Source organism: Thalassoglobus sp. JC818, from assembly GCF_040717535.1.
In the GTDB taxonomy this organism is placed as follows: domain Bacteria; phylum Planctomycetota; class Planctomycetia; order Planctomycetales; family Planctomycetaceae; genus Thalassoglobus.
The window spans coordinates 360,984-381,463 of sequence record NZ_JBFEFI010000003.1 but is presented as its reverse complement, the minus strand read 5'-3'; the positions used below and the strand labels follow the sequence as shown (position 1 = coordinate 381,463).

At 53.0% G+C, this 20,480-nt stretch carries 13 protein-coding genes; 4 read left to right on the top strand and 9 right to left on the bottom strand.

The genetic code is table 11. The features are described 5' to 3' along the window. Positions 1 to 158: 158 nt before the first annotated feature. From AB1L42_RS09390 to AB1L42_RS09380, 3 genes are all read right to left on the bottom strand, one after another. Entirely contained in the window at positions 159 to 1,541 is a 1,383-nt protein-coding gene (locus AB1L42_RS09390; RefSeq protein WP_367053674.1) for a LutB/LldF family L-lactate oxidation iron-sulfur protein, read from the bottom strand. Positions 1,542 to 1,623: 82 nt separating this feature from the next. Beyond that, complete coding sequence (locus tag AB1L42_RS09385; protein WP_367053672.1) at positions 1,624 to 2,322, bottom strand: peptidylprolyl isomerase; 699 nt, start codon at positions 2,320 to 2,322, stop codon at positions 1,624 to 1,626. Further along, entirely contained in the window at positions 2,323 to 2,622 is a 300-nt protein-coding gene (locus tag AB1L42_RS09380; RefSeq protein ID WP_146508022.1) for a metal-sulfur cluster assembly factor, read from the bottom strand. Between the two features lie 284 nt (positions 2,623 to 2,906). Here AB1L42_RS09380 and AB1L42_RS09375 point away from each other — a divergent pair, with 284 nt between their 5' ends. Beyond that, the gene (locus AB1L42_RS09375; protein WP_367053669.1) at positions 2,907 to 5,843 is read left to right on the top strand and encodes a trypsin-like peptidase domain-containing protein; all 2,937 of its coding nucleotides are present in this window, start codon (positions 2,907 to 2,909) and stop codon (positions 5,841 to 5,843) included. Positions 5,844 to 5,874: 31 nt separating this feature from the next. Here AB1L42_RS09375 and AB1L42_RS09370 read toward each other — a convergent pair whose 3' ends face one another. The 3 genes from AB1L42_RS09370 to AB1L42_RS09360 form a co-directional block, all read right to left on the bottom strand. Beyond that, the gene (locus AB1L42_RS09370; protein ID WP_367053667.1) at positions 5,875 to 6,693 is read right to left on the bottom strand and encodes a tellurium resistance protein TerC; all 819 of its coding nucleotides are present in this window, start codon (positions 6,691 to 6,693) and stop codon (positions 5,875 to 5,877) included. 145 nt (positions 6,694 to 6,838) lie between these two features. Next, entirely contained in the window at positions 6,839 to 7,684 is an 846-nt protein-coding gene (locus AB1L42_RS09365; protein WP_367053665.1) for an SDR family oxidoreductase, read from the bottom strand. A gap of 118 nt (positions 7,685 to 7,802) precedes the next feature. Then, on the bottom strand, positions 7,803 to 8,867 hold the full coding sequence (locus AB1L42_RS09360; protein ID WP_367053663.1) for a M14 family metallopeptidase: 1,065 nt from the start codon (positions 8,865 to 8,867) through the stop codon (positions 7,803 to 7,805). A gap of 90 nt (positions 8,868 to 8,957) precedes the next feature. Between AB1L42_RS09360 and AB1L42_RS09355 the strand changes: the two genes are divergently transcribed. Continuing rightward, positions 8,958 to 10,301: an SGNH/GDSL hydrolase family protein gene (locus AB1L42_RS09355; RefSeq protein WP_367053661.1), complete on the top strand. Its 1,344-nt coding sequence runs from the start codon at positions 8,958 to 8,960 to the stop codon at positions 10,299 to 10,301. Between the two features lie 130 nt (positions 10,302 to 10,431). Further along, positions 10,432 to 11,589, top strand: a complete 1,158-nt coding sequence (locus tag AB1L42_RS09350) for an FtsW/RodA/SpoVE family cell cycle protein (RefSeq protein WP_367053659.1) — start codon at positions 10,432 to 10,434, stop codon at positions 11,587 to 11,589. Positions 11,590 to 11,617: 28 nt separating this feature from the next. On the opposite strand, the gene AB1L42_RS09345 is transcribed toward AB1L42_RS09350, so the two are convergent. Both AB1L42_RS09345 and AB1L42_RS09340 read right to left on the bottom strand, forming a co-directional pair. Continuing rightward, entirely contained in the window at positions 11,618 to 12,112 is a 495-nt protein-coding gene (locus AB1L42_RS09345; protein ID WP_367053657.1) for a histidine phosphatase family protein, read from the bottom strand. Positions 12,113 to 12,254: 142 nt separating this feature from the next. Further along, positions 12,255 to 13,280 carry a hypothetical protein gene (locus AB1L42_RS09340; RefSeq protein ID WP_367053655.1) on the bottom strand — a complete coding sequence of 342 codons (1,026 nt, stop codon included), beginning with the start codon at positions 13,278 to 13,280 and terminating at the stop codon, positions 12,255 to 12,257. A gap of 301 nt (positions 13,281 to 13,581) precedes the next feature. On the opposite strand from AB1L42_RS09340, the gene AB1L42_RS09335 reads away from it, so the two are divergent. Then, positions 13,582 to 14,478, top strand: coding sequence for a hypothetical protein (locus AB1L42_RS09335; protein ID WP_367053652.1), 897 nt, complete (start codon positions 13,582 to 13,584; stop codon positions 14,476 to 14,478). A 178-nt stretch (positions 14,479 to 14,656) separates the two neighbouring features. Here AB1L42_RS09335 and AB1L42_RS09330 read toward each other — a convergent pair whose 3' ends face one another. Then, the gene (locus AB1L42_RS09330; protein WP_367053650.1) at positions 14,657 to 20,056 is read right to left on the bottom strand and encodes a right-handed parallel beta-helix repeat-containing protein; all 5,400 of its coding nucleotides are present in this window, start codon (positions 20,054 to 20,056) and stop codon (positions 14,657 to 14,659) included. Positions 20,057 to 20,480: the final 424 nt, after the last annotated feature.

Genomic DNA, 20,480 nt, shown 5'->3' with positions numbered 1-20,480 from the left:
GTTTCGGACACCACACCACATATGGTATCCCGTTTCGTTTCCTCACTACGGGTTGTGTACGATGCGTCGAGGGACACATTCACGGCAACGCGCAGGACAAACTTTTTCGAGATCCATCGAAAGAGTGCCTCACCGCTTGGTTCAAATGAATTGACGGCCTACCGCTTCTTCTTGCGCTGCTCGTAGAGCTGTCGGAAGCTCTGCTTGGGAGGCACGGGAAGCTCGCGTTGATTGCCCCAATCGTTGAGCGGGTTATAGATCATGAACCGAGGCAGGTAACGCAAGGCAAATCGACCAAACCTTCCGGCGAGTCGATACAACCATGGTCGAGATAAGACACCGGCAGCAACCTGCATCGGCAGCTTCTTCGAGACCGGTAGCAAGCCTTTCAACACGAGCTTACTTCGCCACGTATACAACTGCTCGTGAAGATTGATTTTGACCGGGCAGACATCGCTGCAAGAACCACACAGCGAACAAGCATACGGGAGGCTTGAGTGTGTTTGGGCGTCTTGTGATGGTGCGAGAATCGAACCAATAGGACCGGGCACCGTGTTGCTGTAGCTGTGGCCTCCGCTTCGTCGATAGACGGGGCATGTATTCATGCACGCGCCGCAGCGAATGCAGTTCAGCGAACGGCGGAAGTCATCGCTTCCGAGAATCTCGCTGCGACCATTGTCCACGAGAACGATGTGCATTTCACATCCTGGTTCACGCGGCCCATGAAAGTGCGTGGAGTACGTTGTGATCGGCTGGCCCGTGGCTGAGCGCGCCAACAGCCTCAGAAAGACGGCGAGATCCTTCTGGCGAGGAATCACTTTCTCGATACCCATGCAAGCGATGTGCAGCTTCGGAAGTGACGTTCCCAAGTCTGCGTTGCCTTCATTCGTGCAGACGACAATTCCGCCCGTTTCTGCGACAGCGAAATTGACACCGGTGATCCCTGCGTCAGCTGCCAGAAAGCGCTGTCTCAATTCCTGACGAGCTGCTTCTGTGAGATATTGAGGATCGGTGGCACCTTTTTCAGTTCCGATCTTCTCATGAAACAACTCCCCAATTTCTTCCCGCTTGGTATGAATCGCGGGCATCACAATATGACTGGGGGGCTCTTCCCGAAGCTGAACAATCCACTCACCGAGATCGGTATCGACGACCTCGATATCGTTGCGTTCGAGAAACGGATTGAGGTGACATTCCTCCGTCAGCATCGATTTGCTTTTGACGACTTTCTTCACGTCGTGCGACTGAAGAAGCTTGAGAACAATCTCGTTGTGTTCAGCTGCGTCTTTAGCCCAGTGAACCTGAATGCCGTTGGCCTTTGCCTGTCGCTCAAACTGCTCCAGCAGTTCGGCCATGTTGGTCATCGTGTACTTTTTGATCTGCGAAGCACGTTCGCGAAGCGTTTCCCATTCCGGGACGGACTCGGCAGCCTTGTCACGTTTTGCACGCACAAACCATAAGGTGCGGTCGTGCCATGCTGCTCGTTCAGAATTCTTGACGAACTCAGTCGCCTTGGCTGGATGGGAAGTTGCGGTCGCCATTTTCACTCACGCGATGATTTTCGACAGGATGAAAAAAATGACCATCACCTCTCAGTGATGGCCATTCCATTGCTCAAGTCACTTACTCGACGATTGTCGCCGACTTGATGTAGTCCAGCTTCGGGAACTTCTCGTTGAGATAAGCATTCCCTTCCTGCTGGATGCGTCCCTGATTCGGTCCACGTCCGCTCGGTGCGCCTTCGCCGTATTCGGCGTAAAGCGAATCGACGACTTCCATCCCTTCCACGACTTCACCAAACGGAGAGAATCCCTGGTTGTCGAGGAATGAGTTGTCGCCGAAGTTGATGAACAGCTGCGATGTTCGAGTGTTCGGGCCAGCCATGGCATAAGTAATTCGGCCACGAGTGTTGGACTGCTTGTTGGGATCATCTGCGATCGGAGAATCTCGCCATTTGGTCATCACGGCTGGATCACCACTGATTCCGAACTGAGCCATGAAGCCATCGATGACTCGGAAAAATCGGACATCGTCATAGAACTTGGCTTCGACCAATTCGCGAAATCGCTCTGCACCTTTTGGAGCCCAGTCAGGATGGACTTCAACAACGAAATCCCCTTTGGAAGTCTCAAATTTCACCTTGTACACGTTTTCGTCCTTTGATTCGGCCGGTGCGGATTCGTTGTCCGCGGACTGGTCCGACTGTGATTGTGGAGAGGTCACTTCAAACTTGCTGGGCGGCGAGCTTTCTTCTGCGACACAGGACTGCAGGAAACAGCATGTGGAGAAGAATGCCATCAGCCAGATTACGTTGTGTTTCATCTAGAAAATTCCTAACTGATCACGAGCATCATCGGTCATCCGATCAGGAGACCACGGGGGGGACATGACGAGTTTGATCTCTGCTTTCTCGACGTCCTCCAATTGTTCGAGAGCCATTTTTGACTGCTGAACAATTTGAGGCCCGGCGGGACAAGCTGGGCTGGTCAAAGTCATATTTACGTTGACGACACCTTCCTCCTGGGCGATGTCGTAGATCAAACCGAGGTCGACAATGTTAATCATCAATTCCGGGTCGATCACCTGTTTCAGAGTTTCCAGAAGTTCTACTTCGTCTGCCATGTCATCACTCAATGTTTCATTGTGAACGACCTCAAAGATCGTCAATCAGGAGGAAAAATCGGGACGACCTGACATCGGTGTCCGCCCTCCTCGGGGAAAATCACACACTCGCCGACACGATCTCCCGCCACAAGTTTGCCTTTCAGGATTGATTGTAGGCCCTTCCAACTGCAGACAAAAGTGGGGAAACAGACAAGTTCTCCTTGCGAAACAATCTCTTTGAATAGTACATTTGTAAGACATCAGTGCAAATCAACAACTCACTCATCTCGTGAGGTGCTCTTTTGGCTCGAAATCGGATCACCTGCCCCTTCTGTCGCGCAACTCACTCCCTTCGACCGGGACAAAACCTCGCCGGCGACGCGACCTGCCCGAAGTGCGGTGAATATCTGGTCGACGATGATCTTCCGACTCACCGACGCCAAGCTTTCAATGACCATTCAGAGAGCCAGTCGGATCGACTGCAACTCTTTCTCCTGGCAGGAGCTTGTGTGATGGCACTGGCCGTTTCGGTGATTGCCTATGCCGTTGTTTCCAACAGATCGCCGAAGCTTGCCGACGACGCTTCCATTGCAGAAATCCCGGACGCGAACGCAGAAGAATCATCGTCAGCACCCGTTTCCGATTCCTCCAGCCCTACGCGTACTCCTGAGACCGAAGAGTCCATCACTCACGCTTCCCCTGCGATTCCTCAAGCGACGACCGACACCTCGCTCACTCAGTCACAGCGACCTGTTTCAGATGGAGACAAGGAAAATCGGCCTGCTGATCGGCGAGCAGACGACGAATCGAATCAGCCCAGCGACAGTACGCTGGCACATCAATCTGGCTGGTTCACGTTTGCGGACACCGACGACTATCAATTTGAGTTCGAGGTTCGAGCGGAACACGAAAGCGGAACAGAAGTCATCACCGGTCGCTCGACATACACCGTTCAACAGCGAGACATGGAAATCTCGGACAATGTCGAAACCGAGAAAGGAAGCGGAACTGCTTTCGTGATCACGGCTGAAGGACACCTGTTGAGTTGTGCTCACGTTGTTGATCGCGCGACGATCGTCAACGTCACAATCGGCAACCGAAGCTACCCCGCTCAGGTGATTGCATCAGACCCTGTGCGAGACCTCGCATTACTGAAAGTCGAAGCGACAAACCTGCATCCGGTCAAACTCGCGGACTCGGGTCAGGTTCGACTTGGTCAGGAAGTACGTGTGATTGGATTCCCTCTCTCGAGGCTCCTCGGCACCGGCATTAAAGTCACGACAGGTACCGTCTCGGGAATCGTCCAGAATCCGACAACCGAAGAATTTCAGATCGACGCTGCCGTCAATCCCGGCAATAGTGGTGGGCCAGTTTTCCGCTCTGACGGTTCCGTGGTCGGCATTGCATCTTCGCGTTTGTCGGGAGTCGATGTCTCAGGCGTTGGATTCTGTGTCCCTTCAAATCAGGCCCGAGAGTTCCTGAACGCACACGGCTTGTCGCTTCCTCCAGAACCGGCAGCACAGCCGCTTGACGGCCCGAGCCTTGTGGAATCTGTCTCTCCCGCAGTCGCATTTGTCAGTGTCGAAATCGGACCTTCACCGAATGACCGTAGCACGCGACTTTCATTCCATAGCAACTTCTACGGTCGGCACGAAGCTCGCCTCAGAGCGGTTCCTCCTCGCTTCCCGACTGGTCGAAACGCGTCAAACATCAACCGTGGCACACTCGACATCACTCGTTTCGGAAATCTTCTGAAAGAGGATGAAGGCCCACAGCTTCCGTATCTGATTGGTGCCCCTTCACAGCTTCCGTTTGTTCCGCTTCCCAAAACGTCTCAAACCAAATGGACTGTCAGCAGCTCAACGTCTCTGGTATTTGAAGAAGATGCACCGGGGCAACCTGGACTTCCAGAGATGAGGTTCGGCTTCCCGTTCGATCGTCAACCTCCGCGGTCCATCGTGAAATCGCTTCCTGCAGTCGAGACATCAGATTTTGAACTTGTCAGCTTGACCGGCGACAAAGCTGTGATCAAACAGGACTACGAGTTCCGAACGACAAAACCCGAAGAAGGACAAATCTTCCGAATGGAGGGGAACGCGAAGATTACCATCGACCTGAAGCGTGGATTCACCAGCAATTACGACTTCACCGGTGTTTATTCCGTCCATTCTCAGGCGGTCACTCTGAAGGTTCCTCTCACCGTCAAAGGAACAGGAACTCCGAAGGAACCGAAACCGTCCCAACCGACATCGCCCTCAACTTCAGTGGCACGCACGAAAAGCGCCCCCGAACGATCGGTCATCAACTCATCCGGAACAGCTGAGAAACTTGACTATCCGCTGAAAGTGATGATTCCGGAGATGGGTTGGGGAATCAAATCGCTCGCCTTCCATCCGAATCAGAAGTTCGTAGCTGCCGGCAAAGCTGATGATTACGTTGAGATTTACGACATCGAAACCGGCAACAAGATTTTCACAGCTGGAAGGCTCCGAGATCTTGGAACCATCCTTTCGCTGAAATTTACACCGGATGGAAAGCAACTCGTCGCTGGCGGCTACAGAGGTCTGGTGCAAGTCTGGGATGTCGCTGAGAACGGCCTGCTGACACCCGTCGGAACATATTCAGGACACAAGCGGAACGTGACCTCGCTGGCGATTTCTCCAAATTCAGAGTTCGTCATTTCCGGTGGAGGAGAGAAGCAGGCCCACATCTGGAATCTTAAGACTTTGGAGGAGAAATTCACGACCCCGAGTTTCGAATCGAACGAATTTGCATTTCACTTTCTGAACGACGAACGAGTTCTCGCCAGCGATGGGCGAGTCCTCCGCGAGTTCGATCTCTCGAGTGAAAAATCGGTCAGAGAACTCACTCTGCGAAGCACAGGTTCGACAACGGCGATCTGCTTTTCGCCAGACGGGGAAACAGTCGCTGTCACGGACGGTTATTCAGTCTTTCGCTGGTCCACTTCAGATGGGAAAGCAGAACCCGAACTCAAAGGCAAAGAGGTCCTGTGGGATGTCGAATTCACCCGTGATTCGAAAACCCTTGTTTGCGGTGGACGCGGGCATCTGGTCTTTTGGAATCTCCGTGAACAAGAGCGAGACGGTCACCTCATGCTGGGCGATAGCATCCAGTATGTGAAACCTCTCACTCTCTCTTCCGACGGACACTATGTCGCCTGCTACCCAAGCTCAGCGGGTCAGGCGCTGTGGGTTTTCGAACTCCCCAACAACGACTGACCCGAGTTTCTCCGGATCAAGTGTGCTTCGGTCAGGCGTGCGCCTCGACAGCTTCTTCTTTTGCTCGGTCCATCTCACGCTGGCGCTGTAGAGCGAGCTTCTTCTGATAACGTCCCTGCACGATGTCGACGATGATCAGCACGATGAGAACAAAGTAGAATGTTGACTTGGTCATTGCATGCACTTCGTGACCAAACAGAGAAACGTGGGCCAAATGCCCTCCTTCTGAGACGAGCATCACTCCCACGATGAACAGAATGAAGAGACCGAGAACTTCGTACATCCGGTTCTTCTTCAAAAACTCTGCAACGTGATCAGCGAGATAGATCATCAGCAGACCACTGGCGATGATCGCGGTGGACATGATGTACATGTTGTGAGTCAAAGCCATCGCACTCAGAATCGAATCGAACGAGAAAACAAGGTTCATCAGGACAATCCAGAAGATCGCCGCATTGACCGATTTCGGTTTGGTGTCGTGATGTTCTTCGAGATGCTCAATCGACAGCATGTGATGAATTTCCTTCACAGCTGTGTAAAGGATGAAGCCACCCCCAACGAGCGTGATCAAAGCGTGAAGGTTAAACACCCCGTCGAAGGCCTTTCCGAGATGCACCTCGAACAGCGGATCTTGAAACTTCTGAATCGTGCTCATCACGACGACCAGCAGAATAATTCGCAGCGCAATCGCCAGCCCGATCCCCATCTTTCTGACGTACGCTTGTTTGTCTTCGGTGACACGCTTCGATTCGATCGAGATATACAGCAGGTTGTCGAACCCCAGGACGGCCTGAAGCAGGATCAACATCGCCAAAGTGAACAGACCGTGAAGGGAAAACAGTTCGCCCATTGAAGGAACTTCCGACTTGATGTGATGTGAAAACAGGAGTCCGCGTCGATTGCGCGAGCAACTCATTTCGAGGAGCGTAGACGTTTTGCCTGTTGATTTCTACGCGTGATCGCTCAAGCCGATGTCACGCTCTGGACAGAAACACTCAACGTTCAAGACTGGCTGCCAACCCACTTCTCACGTCAGGGAACTGTAACGCGAAGTCGAAGTCCTCGATGATTCGCGAAGGATCGACACGCTTGCCGAGTTCTGTTTCCTGGGGCGGCCCCATCACCGGTGCATGAGTTCCAAGCTGTCTGGCCAATTCGGAATAGAAGTCAATTCGCCGAGTCGGTGTACCGTCGCTAAGCACATAGAGGTCGCGAGCCGACGCAGACGTCGCGATTTTGTGAATCGCCTCCACGATATCGGTGCGATGAACCAGATTCAGCCACGCCTGCGGATTTCCCGGTAACGTCTGTTGAGACTCCAGTTGCGCTCGCCGACCAATCAGCCGCCCGGGACCGTAAATTCCGGCCAGCCTCAAAATCGTGGAAGAATGATCTGCCTGATCGCTCCAGTTTCGAACGAGTTCCTCCGCTGCCAGACAAATTCTTCCCCCTTCAGTTTCCGGATCACAATCAGAATCTTCATTGACGATCTCACCGTCCTGCTGTCCGTAGACGCTTGTGCTGGAGATGTAGATACAGCGAGGAATGCGGCCGCTGATCTCATTCAGCACATTCCTCAGACCCTGCACATAGACGTCGCGCTTCGAGTCGTCTGCCGACCGATCATAGCCGACGGAATAGAGGCAAATATCCGCTTCCGGCAGTGCACGCAGTGATTCTCGATCGAGCACGTTGCCAATAACCGACTCGATCCCTACTTCGGTGAACTCTTTCCGATGTGTTTCCGAGCGTGTCAGTGCTGTGACCTTCCAAGAGTCTTCGCACCATCGCTGGGCAACGGGCAATCCCACGTACCCACATCCAATAATCAGAGCGCGCATCCTCAATTTCTCCGCAACGAGAGCATTTTGATTTGGTTTGTATTCACTGGCACGAGCAAACGCAGCCTTCTATCAATAGAAACAGCGCAAACGAGAGCACAGGCCAGAGCAACTTGCTCTATTGATTCAGCCACAGGTCGAAAATTCGATCAAACAAACTTTTCGACTCATTATAGACTCTTGATCGCCAACTGCGCGACGATGGGAAAAATGCTTCCTTGAGCCGGTTCTTTGCCTCGCGGAAGTGATTTGATCCCGGCTCGCCCCAGTGATGAGCGGCATTCTCAGCTCGGAGTGCACCGAGAACTTCAACCGGCGGAAAGGTTCCGTACTCCAGACAGATCGAAGAAGCCATCGGAGCGTGATGTCGAATCCACCGATTAAAATTCCCTTTGGCTTCGTACGCTTTGTCTTCTTCGGGGAACTTCATTCGATTCGCCGACAGCACCTTTAACAATCCGATTTCCTCAGCAGAGAGTTCATGCCCGACGAGGAATTGGTACTCCCCGGAGAGACCGAGTCCAGAATGGATATCGAAATGCAATGTCGCTGGGGTTGATTGAATTTCCGGCAGCAACACTTTCTCTAAAGCTCGCAACGTCCGTGTTGGCTCCTGACCTCCGAAAAACAATCCGGAAGGGTAGTCATACTGCCCCCCTGCAACAGCCCGCTGAAGAGAATTGAGTCCGTGTCGGGCGATCTTCCAGCCTGCCTGTAAGGCAAACGGAATCTCGAAGCGTGGCCAGTTCGGCGGGTTCAAAAGTCGATTCAAATTGCGATAGCCCTCGTTCGCACCTTGATACTCTTCGCCCCTGAGAAGAAAGTTGCGATTGAGATCCACGTTGTTTTCATCGAACCGCCGCAGTTGATCAAACCCGAACGGATTGATCGCATGAACGAGCAAAATGGCGGACTCTCTTTCAGGATCGAGTCGGTTAGAAAAGTGACGAATGATCATCGCCTGAATTGCAGATCCGAGGAATCCTTCGACTCCATGCAATCCAGAAGTGACGACCAACAGCTTGCGAGGACGCTCCGGGCCCAACTTCATGAACGTGGTTCGATAGAGTTCATGGTCGACCAGTGATTGTGAATCGATTGTCCAACCATGTTGCGTTCCAAGGTCGACAACTTGTTCGACACAATCGTGGTAAGTCTCAGCCCAAGAGTTTGATTCGTCCACGCTCGCCCCGCTTGCTTCGCACCACAGAAAGATTTTCTCTAGGATCACGCTTTGTCGTATTGGCCACTTTTGATCCCGGAGACTGATCGAATGCTTAGAGTCTACTCATTTTACTTAGCAATGGGGATGCTGACACCATGCATTCTCGCACAGGACATCGCCAGCCCCCTCGACGAGATCCAAGTCGAAGAAGGAGACTGCATTGTCTTCTTGGGTGACAGCATCACCCACCAGTGCCTCTACACACAGTATGTGGAAGACTATTTCTACACACGATTCCCGAAAACGCGGTTGGTCTTCCACAACGCTGGTGTCGGTGGAGCGAAAGCCTGGGACGCACTGCAACGCTTTGATGACGACGTGGCTGCTTACAAGCCCAAGTATGTGACTGTGCTTCTGGGGATGAACGACGGAACGTATCAGCCGTACAATCAGGACGTCTTCCAAACCTACCGCAGCGACATGACTGAAGTCGTCGATCGAATTGAAGCCATCGGCGCAACACCCGTCCTGATGACTCCGACCATGTTCGATGCGCGAGCAGCACGCCTCAATCCTCGCCGACAACGTGACCCGGATTCGGTCGCTCTTTACAACTCTGTGCTGGCTTATTTTGGGACTTGGTGCCGAGAAGTCGCGACAGAGCGCGGATACGGTTTCGTCGACATGTGGAGCCCTCTCAACAATCTCACCATCGATGAACGAGAAACAACGCCCGACTTCACTCTCATTCAGGACGCCGTCCATCCCGGTCCGGCCGGACAACTTGTCATGGCAACTGCGATTATCAGCGACCTCGATCTTCCTCGCAGTGTCTCATCGATTCGAATCGCCCAGAACAATAATGGGAAATGGACATCGCGAGTTCGCGGCGGAACACTGTCAAATCTCGAAGCGGATGAGACCTCGGTGAAATTCACCTGGCTCGCAGACTCACTCCCCTGGGTCGTTCCAGAAGATGCCGCTCAAGGGGTCGAACTGACTCGCCTCGGACATCGCTTGAGCAAAGAGTCCCTGGAGCTGCACGGTCTTGAACCGGGGAAATACGAGTTGTTGATCGATGGCGAAGCTGTCGGAACCTTCGACTCATCTGCCCTCGCTCGTCACATCGAGTTGCAAGCCAACTCAAAAACTCCCCAGTACCAGCAGGCTCTCGAAGTTGCCACGCTGAACAAAGAACGGAACGAATCTGCCGTTCGATCTCTCCGAAACGAATGGCGAAACTTCCAGCAACTCTGCCGTGTCCGTCGTCAATTGGAAGCGGATTCCGGTTCAGAAAACCTCAAAAACCAACTGGCCAAACTCAAGGAATCGAACGAAGGAATTCTGGATCGCGTTGAGGAACACCGAAAGACTGCAAAGTCTATTGAGGACAAGATTTACGAAGTGAATCAACCGCAAGAGCGGACCTACGAGATTCGCAAGAAAGATTGACCTTCCGCTGCAGGAACGAACGCGGATAGACTCCCGTTCGTTCCTCTTTTCTCTCTTTCCCGCAGCAGAAGCTAATTCGGATCGTTTCCTTTTGAAGTAAGAGAAACGTCTCCGAAAATTTCCGAATTCGATGCATCAAGGACGAAGCATCCACTGGCCAATCTTACTGATTCCTGTCGTTGCGCTCGCATTGACTGGACTCGGTTTCACCGGCATTCAGCGCGGTGATGAACTCGTCGGTTCTTCCGGGCTGGCGACGCGGCAGGTCTTCTGGATGGGCATCGCTTTGATCGCGGGAACCGTGAGCCTGATGGTTCCGTATCGCCTCCTCAAAGACTGGGCGTACCCCGCACTCATCGTCTCCGTTGTTCTGCTTGTCGCTGTCTATTTCTTTCCTCCCAGAAACGGGTCGCGACGCTGGATCTCGCTGGGCGCGTTCAATCTTCAACCCTCGGAATTGACGAAGCTGGCTTACATTCTGGCCATGAGTCGCTACCTGATGTTTCAAAAGCATCACCGCACGATTCGCGGTTTGATCCTCCCATTCGTCATGACAGCGATTCCGGTTTTACTCATTCTTCGCGAACCCGATCTGGGAACGTCGATCGTCTTCATCCCTGTGCTGATGGTTCAACTCTTCGTCGCGGGAGCACGCGGAAGACATCTGCTGGCAGCCATCGTAATTGGCGTGTTGTTGGCACCCGTTCTGTGGTCAGTCATGTCATTGGAACAGAAGTCGCGGGTCACCTCGGTGTTCCTCCAAAGCGACGGAGGATCTCCACAGACTGGGGATGGATATCACCTTTGGCAAGCGAAACAAATGCTCGCACTGGGTGGTCCTTGGGGTAGCTATTACGACGGAATGCCAGTCGATGATCCTTCGGCCTACCGCCTGCCTGCGGGGAGAACAGACTTTGTCTTCTGCCTCATCGGCGAGCAGTGGGGGCTGATGGGGACGCTTGGCGTTCTCGCACTGTTCGCACTGTTTTCCCTCGCTGGGCTGCAAGTCGCTGCTCGCACTCGAGACCCGTTCGGTCGACTGGTCGCTGCGGGAATTGTCACGATGATCATGACGCAAGTTCTCGTCAACACAGCGATGACGGTGGGACTCGCGCCGATCACCGGATTGACGCTCCCGCTCCTGAGCTACGGGGGATCATCACTCGTCGTCACAGGACTCTTTCTCGCATTGCTGATCAACATCGGGCTGCGACCCGGATACGATTTGACAGGACAACCGTTCCAGTTCGATGACGCAATGGCGAGTTCTTCGGCTCATTCCAGCTGACCGAAACTCGTCGACCTGTCGAGTGCTGCTAAGTTTCGAATTCGGACAGGTCGAGCTCTTTCGGCCTCCAGATTGCCTGCAATTCGAGTCGTCTTTCGAGAGACGATTCAGAATCGGAACCTACTGAAAAGCACGCGATTGCAGCGGTCGGCATTCTCTCATAATCACCGGTCACGGCGGAAACCAGCTCTTCGATTCCAGGATTGTGTCCGATCATGAGAACCCGCGATACACTTTCGTGCTGTGCGATCACGCGTTTCCAGGTTGATGTTGAAGCAAGATATAATTCGTCGACAAGTTCGATCTCGCAGCCCAGCTTGGATGCCATCAGTTTTGCAGTTTGATGGGCTCTCTTCGCGGACGAGCTGACGATTCGGTCGGGCACCAGATTTTGAGCAGCAAGAAAAGCACCCATCAGCGGAGCGACTCTCTTGCCTCGCTTGTTCAGAGGTCGCTGATCGTCTGAAAGCGACGCGTCATCCCAACTCGACTTCGCATGCCGCATGACCAGAAGGGTTTCCATAGCTGACAACTCTTTCAGATGATCAGTTCGAGGGCTTGAAAAACTGGGAGCAGAACGCAGCTGTCCGTAGCCGTATCCAAAGACGCTGAGAGGAAAACGGCGAGCAGAAATTGCTTGGCCGGGTTTGTTCTTGAGAAGCAGTCTACGGCGCAATTTCGATCCCGTGCGCACGGACACGTTCTTCGACTTGCTGAATGTCGACCTGTTCTCCCGGTTTGACAAAGTCCATTTCGTCGAGATACCAGACTTCGGTATACGAGGCACTTTCCCCCGGAGAAGTCAACTGCCGTGGTCCGATCGGTTCAAGTTCAACCATCTCATTGTCGGGATACCAAATCGATGTCGTCAGACCAGCAACTTCGTTGTAGACGTCATCCGGATCGACTCGAAAGCGTTTGGTAAACAGCAAGTTGTTCGGACTCAAATAGGTGAACCAGCCCGCTGTCGAATCCATTCCAAGCTTCGCGAATTGCGGCGGCCCGGTGATCTCGAGGTAGCTCTCACGAATCGTGATCGTCGGTTCTTCTGGCCGAAAGTGAAGCAGGCCTCGGCCTTCACCCATCACATACGAATTCGGGTATTTCGAAATTCCTTCCAGTGGCAACAGCACAATCCCGCGACCTACAGCAAACGTGCGGCTCCAATGGCACCACGGTTTCTGTTCATCGGATTCGTTGTGAATCGTCTGCACGACTTCGAGTTCGGTTGAGTCTGGACTCAACGTGAAATCGCGAGTCAATCTGACACCGGTCTCTGGGTCAAATTGACTGGTCAGACGAGCAGAATACGGCCCCGTGATTTCAGCTTCCCACGGACCCGCCCACAAAATGTTCCTTCGAGGAATAATATGCTCCGGACCAATGTCGAACCGGCCGCCGGTCATTCCACTTCCGTTCGTCCCTGAAGCTCCAGCATCGTTTGGATTCAGGTAGATGACATTTTCTCCATTGAGACTGTACTCCAGTACGCGTCCCCCTGCCTGATGGCAAAGCACCACGCGAGCAACATCGTTCTCGAGTGCCACGCAGTCTTCATAGCCAAAGAAGTCGACCCGTTTTGTCCCTTCCGGGAGTTCAGCTTGAGAGAGTCTGAATTGTCCGAAGACGATCAACACCAACAGAGTGACGCGGGTCATGGCGATTCTTCCAGCTTGGGTGTGCCTCAGCATCGACTTCTCAATCCTGAACGAGAAATCCTCTCAATCGATTTCCGCTCAACACTCGATGGGCAAAAGAATCGTGTGTTCGAGAAATCGCACGTTCCGGTTGTAGCTGAGAATTGAGGACGATCGCAAGTTGCCGACTCTGCTTGAAAACAACTGTAGTTGTCAATTTTGCAAAATAGCGCGATAATCTTTAACGTGCCTCAACGTTTCACCCTTGTACCCATTCTCCACTATTCGGCTTTCGCATATGCCGGTTCGGCAATCTGATCAATCGAGAACCCGAATCCGATCCGGACAAGGATCTGTGATCCGGCAGTTGGACTCAACTCCCGATCCCGATCTGCCGTCTTTAGTCGAACCCGTTATCGAACAGCCGGACGAAGAATCAAACCTTTGGGACTCCCTCGTTTCCGAGTTTCGCGGAAGTCAGGGAATGGGGTACGCCATCTCGTTCCTGCTTCACTTAATTGTGCTCGCTGCTCTGGCGATCCCCATCGTCCGCCATCTTCAAACAGATGACGGCTTCACGACCATCATCGAGAACGCCTCCAACGAAGATGTGCGGTTCGACTCACTCGTTGACTTGTCCAGCACGGACGAAGCACCGCCTGAAGGACTCGACGAAGAAATCGCAGACATCTTCGACCCGCTTTCCAACGATCAGCGCTTGATTCCCGACCTCTCCATCGACCGAAAAACACGAACCCAAGGTGACTTAAAAGAGTCGGGCGAAACAGGTGAAGGAGGCGGGTCGCGAATCGCTGAACCCGAGAACGCGATTAAGATTGGAAGCTTCTCCGTCTGGTACTGGCCGATCGAAGGGACTGAACCTCTGACCGGGGAAGTGAAACACGGTGTCCCAGGCGCAGCCCCGAGAGTCGGTCAAAAGTATTCCATCGTCATTCGATTCAAGGTCCCCGGCAACAAACAGTTCGTTCGCTTGAACGAGTACTCCGGAAGCGTGGTCGGAACGGATGGCTATACGCAACGAATTCCTGAAGACGCTTACTTCTATCGCGTCAGTGGGGACCTCGTGAAAGCCCGTCCCAGCCACCGCATTCCAGTGATCGACGGAACCGCGGAGATTCTCATCCGCGTGCCAGGAGCCCTGTACGCTAACGTCAAAGATCGTATTCGCGTGCACTCTCGAACACTCGACGAGGAACAGTCCGTCGAATTGACGTTTGAAGCCCGTAAGTGAGGCACCTTCTCTTAGACTAATTGGTAGCTGCTCAGACTCCATTGAGACAGCAACTCCAAAGTTCTGCGTGAGTAAGCCACCCCTCAAACGAGTTACCGACCAAAACACTCAGCGCAAACAAAAACAGCCCTCGCGAAGAATCGCGAGGGCTGTCGTTTGGTCTTAAGCAAGCTCACCGTTATGGAACAGGCAGTGTTCCAACAGGTACGGTCAGCCAGTCGAAGTTGAAGTCGCTGTAGATGAGATTGAACTCGTTGTTGCCAATGAAGTTTCCAAACGCATCTGGTGCTGAACCATCAGCTTCGATTCGAAGTGTTGGAGTACCGAATCCTGGGAACGGTCCAAGAGCTCCAACCAATCCGAGGTTAACAGTCGCGTCTCGAAGAACTCCAGCGTTGTTGAACGGTGGGTTTGGACGAGTCTGGTTTCCACCGGCCAGGGCTGGTGCTGTGTTGTTGTAGAAGACTGAGAAGTTCTGTCCTGAGACGTCGATCGATCCACCGCGGTTGTTGCGGAACTGCAGGTCGATGCGGATCAACGGATCTGGAACAGGTGTCACGTTTGGTGGCTCTGTCGCGACGAATCCGTCGAGCATAAAGTCACGTCCGAAGTTACCTGAGAATCGGTTGTCTGCGACCTCAGCTCGAACACCACCAGTGAAGAACGGAATCGGCACAGATGTCGGTGATGTGTCTTGTGTACCAGCGGTACCGGTTCGCATCACGAATCCACCCAGTGTGCTGTAGTTGTCTTCTCCGTCGGCATCGGCAACCACTCCACCGTTGTTGTCCACGATGTTCGAGGTGAATGTCAGGTCGGTCACGGAACCTGGTCCGATCACGTTGTTCACCCAGTCGACCATGAACGGTGCGATGATGTCAGGAACTGTGTTTCCAGCAGCTCCGAGGTTTCCGGCCCCTTGGCGACCGTAAGTGTACATCTCGTGGTTACTGTCGAAGTCAGGCAGCCAGCTGTCGGCAGTGTAACCTGTTCGAGTTGAACCTTGTGGCAGTCCGCTGACAGCAAGCACTGTTGTCTCCAGTGGAGCGTTGACCATGTAGAAGCCTTCACGCTCGTTCGAAGAGATGTTGTTGCGATCAAAGTCTGCGACCAGGTATCCAACTTCAGAGTTCAGGATGTTCACACCGCGACCGTTGTTCTGCAACACTCGGTTGTTGGTGACAGTAATCGTGTTGGTTACACCACCAGCGTTGAAGATCTCAATTCCGTCCCCGATGATCGCAACAGTGTTTCCACCAGCTTGGTCAACAGTGAACACTCCTGAGAAGACACCGTTTCGGGCGATGAGGTTTTCATCAACATTGATGATCGAGTTGGAAGCCAGCGGAGTGTTGACGTTGAGACCATCCTCACCGTTGTCGACAATGTCGTTTCGCAGGATGTTGATTCGTGTGGTGCGGTTTTCCTGAGCCTGCACAGCGAACGTCTGATCCTTATCGAGATAGATGTGCAACCCGTCTTCCGCGTTGCCAGCAATCACGTTGTCTTGAACTGTCAACAGTGGCAGGTCAGGTACTCCGTCGCCTGTGAAGTCTGGAACCAGTGCACCACCGTTGTTGAAACCTTCGGTGATGTCTGAAGGATTGTCTGGGTCCATGAAGTCAACTCGTCCCAGAGCAATACCGTGTCCTTCGACAACCAGGTCAGCAATTCCGTTTCCGTTCTCGTTCTCACGAACAAGGTAACCGTTGTCGGTAACTGTATTGAGTTCCCAGGTACCGTAGATGATGCCTTCGTCTCCACCGTTGATGGAGGTCGAAACGTCTCGTCCACCACCGACGAAGATGTGTGTGTCGGTGAAGGTTCGAGCTTCGATACCACCCATTCGGTTTCCGCTGATGATGTTGTTGCTGATGTTGAACAGCTCAACAACCCCTGCGTCAGCACGAAGCTGAATACCGCGACCAGCTGTTCCGATTCCGGTTCCTGAAACAACACCCATTTGTCGCTCTGACAGGAATCCGTTGCTCAGGATCTGGTTGTTGTGGATCTCGAAGTCCAGGATTTCTTCAACTCCGTAAGGAATACCGTTGTTTTCCCCAACGATGTCGATTCCGTCTTCCTGGTTGTTCTGAATCACGTTGCCATCAATCCGGAAGTTATCGATGATTCCGCTGTCTTCACGGCGAACTCGAATACCGTCCTGCTGGTTGTTGGCGATGATGTTCATCTCGAAGGATGTTCCAGGAGCTTCACCGATAATCATCCCGGTCAGGATTGGATTGTCGATCGTGCTCGAGACTGCCGCGAGGTCTGAAATCGCACCGTCACCAGTCACCTGAATATCGATACCTGCTCCAGCGTTTCCGAGTGCGATGTCATCCAGGTCACCAATCAGGTTTCCAGAAATCGCCGCTTCAAGAATCGCAGCTGGTTGAACAGTTGTCGTGACGTCGCTTCCATCTGGCAGAGGAATTGTCGTTGCATCAGGAACTCCGTCGCCGTCGAAGTCGTTCTGTCCGAAGAGGCTGTCAGTTTCACGTCCGTTGACATGCAGCGAGATCGCCGATCCGTCGAACGCGTCGTTGTCACCAACTCGTGTGCTGATGATCTGGTTGCCTGTGATGATGAGGCTGGCTTCAACCGCATCACCCACAGCTGGTGTGCCTGTTCCCGGAGCAGGACGATCGTCCGACTCAGTCAGGATAAATCCGATACCAGCGTCAGCCAGTGAGTCGAAGAGGTTGTCTTCGATGACGAGATCGAGCGTTCCACCTCGGATTTCACCACCGACACCGAATGTCAGGTCAGCATTTGTCGTTGAACCGATGAACATGTTGTTTCGCAGGACACCAGTAATTGTGGCGTTATCTGCATCGAACAGAATACCGGCCGTTCCGGCTGTTCGAAGATCGAAGACGGTATCTTCGATCACACCCAGGTCGATGATTCCACCATCTCCACCCACTCGGATGATCGCACCGCGGTTGTTGGAGATCGTGTTGCCGATGAACTCACCGACGTTGAATGTTCCACCGTTCGATGGTGCGTAAACCAGTGCATCTCCGTCTTCACACTCGACAGCGTAGGGGTTGCCCTGCAGATCGAATCCAGTGTTCACGATGATGTTGCCACTGATCGAGTCCAAGTCGACGAGTCCCATGTCTGGGGCGATTTGGATCCCGGCTTGGACGTTGTTGCGAATGACGTTGCCGTCGATCGCTCCGTTGATCACTCCACCGTTCATTGTAGTCAGAAGAACTCCACTTCCGACACAGTCAACGATGTTGGCGATTCGCTGCACGCTTCCGTTTCGGGAAATCGTGTTTCCTGATCCTTCAGCACCGATGAAGGCTTCCAGCACTGCATTGTCTGCGAGGAGTTGAACTCCGTTGCCTCCGTTGTCGGTGATCGTGTTCAGCACGAATCCGGTTCCGGTGAGATCATCAGGCTCAGGTGAGATGAGTGAACCCATGTCACGAGCGATGAATCGAACACCGTCGCCAGCGTTTTCGCGGAAGATGTTCTGAGTTGCGAAGTTGATGTTCAGTGAACCACTGTCTTCACCGATCGCCAACCAGCCTGCTCCATTCACACCGACGTTGTTGCTTGACTCGTTTCCGATCAAAGCCACATCCATCGTTCCGCCGTTGTCAGCAATTGTGACAATCCCAGTTGTGTTGCCAGTTGTGAGGTTGTCGAACATTCCTGTTGGGACGCCAGCGAGGATGTCGTCCATGACGATCGTTCCGCCGTCTGCGACAACCGAGATACCTGCTCCTGAATCGAGAGCTGTATCTCCATCAACATCTTCCCCGCTGTCGAGGATTCCGTTTTCGTTCGCATCTTCACCGAGGAAGCCGCTCACTTCGTTTTCTGAGATCAGCAGATCAAGTGTTCCGGCTGTTTGAACGATCGAGATCCCTTCGTTGGAACCGAAACCACCGCCGTTGATGACTGTGTTTCCGATGAATCCGAAGTCCTCGACAGTCAACCCGGTTGCAGCTGATGTGTCGCTGATGATGTCGATACCGGTAATCGCGTTGTCGATGTTGAGGTTTCGAAGTTCGAAGCCGTCAATTCCAACCCCTGCGATTCCGTCTGCCGTCATTCCGGCGTCGATATTGAAGTTTGCAACATAGTTCGAGTCAGCCAGAGTGATGACGTCCATACCTGGAGCACCGCTGTTTGTCAGCAATGGTGCAGGACCGGTTGTCGCTCCTGGAACTTGCAGCATTCCGAAGTTTGAAGTCGGGAAGTAAGCACTTGTTCCGTTGAGCAATCCACCGTCACCCAGAAGAGCCTGGTTGTCGAACAGCGAAATTGTCGTGTTCAGGTTGGTGTCCGTCTCATCTGTACGAGCTCGGACAAAGATCAGGTCAAAATCAGACTTGATCATGTCTGTCTGGCTCTCGTAGTCCAGAACCGACATGAACGGATCAGAGAAGCTACCTGTACCTGGTGTCAGTTTGTTCGGGTCAATGATCGCGATGCTGATCGGTTTATCAGGATCGATCGGGCTCATCGCGACTTCGCTGATGGTTTCATCCGCGTAGTTGACAGGCACGCGATAACGACGCAGCACGCTCGCTGTCAGAGATTCCGAGACAGGTCGACGTCGGAACCACTGTGCAGGCGATTTGCCTGGCAAAGTCAGTTCGAAGTTGAGTGAGAAGTTCGTGTCGAAGATATCATCGTTGGTCAGAATACCATTGATGTAGAAGTCGCGAGTGACTTGAGCCTGTGTTCGAAGACTGACACCTGGAGTGCTGTCAGTATCCGATTTCAGGTAGTAAACACCGACACCCACATCGAAACCGAAGTCGCCGAGAAGTGGCATAGGTGTGGCGATTTCGAAGTCGTATTCCTGCAGAGCAGATTCGGTGGTCACCTGGCGATCGATCACGATGTTATTGCCATCAAACCGAGGCGTCCCCGCGTCGCTGATGCCAACGATCGTGTTTTGAGTTCCGATCGGAAGGTCGAAGTTGAATCGCATCGAAACGAAACGTCCGATCGACTCGAAACTTCCCCCGAGGGAGTGGTACGTTCCGATCTGGCCACCTTCGTAGTCCCACCACATCGAAGCACCGTAAACACGGTCATCTTCTGGAATGTAGGTACGGTAACCAAGACCGACGTTCGCGGTTCCCTCACCACTGTCGGTGATGTTCACTCGTGGGTTCAACCACCACAAGCTGCGATCACTGTCGAAGACTGTGGGGATGAAGGCATTGATGTTCGTGAACCCTTCCTGGATTCCGTACTGATCAATGTTCACGCGTCCCACACGGAACAGGATTTGGTCGTCTGGCCGAGTCATCGCGAAGCCGACCGATTCATCGGAAGGCACCATCGAATCGGCAAACATCGGAGGTGCTGTTCCACCATAGGGATCAGGATGGTAATTAGTGGGAGCGATCGTTTGTGGTGGAGCCACGGCCGATGCGGAGAAATCACCTCCCCCCATGCGGACAGAGCCATAATCCTGTCCAGATGACGTTGTATCAGGCCCACTATCAAGTCCAGGCAGCTCAGGAATCTGAGCCCAGGACGTTGCTGATAGGCCTAAACACGCCGTTAGAACTTGCAGCCAACTCTTGCATGTGTCTTTCATCGATTGCTCCAGCATCCTGCGGATCAACGAACACGAGAAATCTGTGTCCGCCCGTACAGGTGGGTTCTGCGCATTCGCCAATGGTTATTCGCACAGATGGTTGAATAGGCCGCCTGTAGCGATTCTGCCGATAAGGGCAGTTATCCTGATCAATCGACTTAAGCCATCGATGGAATTGAGAGGAATTTCAAATCAGGCAAGATTTAACGGTTATTTCTGTTTTGAGGATTGTTCCGCCCAGACCCACTTTCGAAGCCAGCAATTGGCCGTCTGGCCGCCCGTTTCTGGGCCTTAGAGATTCAATTCTTGAAAAAATTTCAAATCAGACGGGAATCCTGGAATAACGACAGCTTCTCAAAGATCTTTTCCTGTGAGTGATGAACCAACGTCATCACCAATGGAGAAATGCGTTTACGCAAATTAG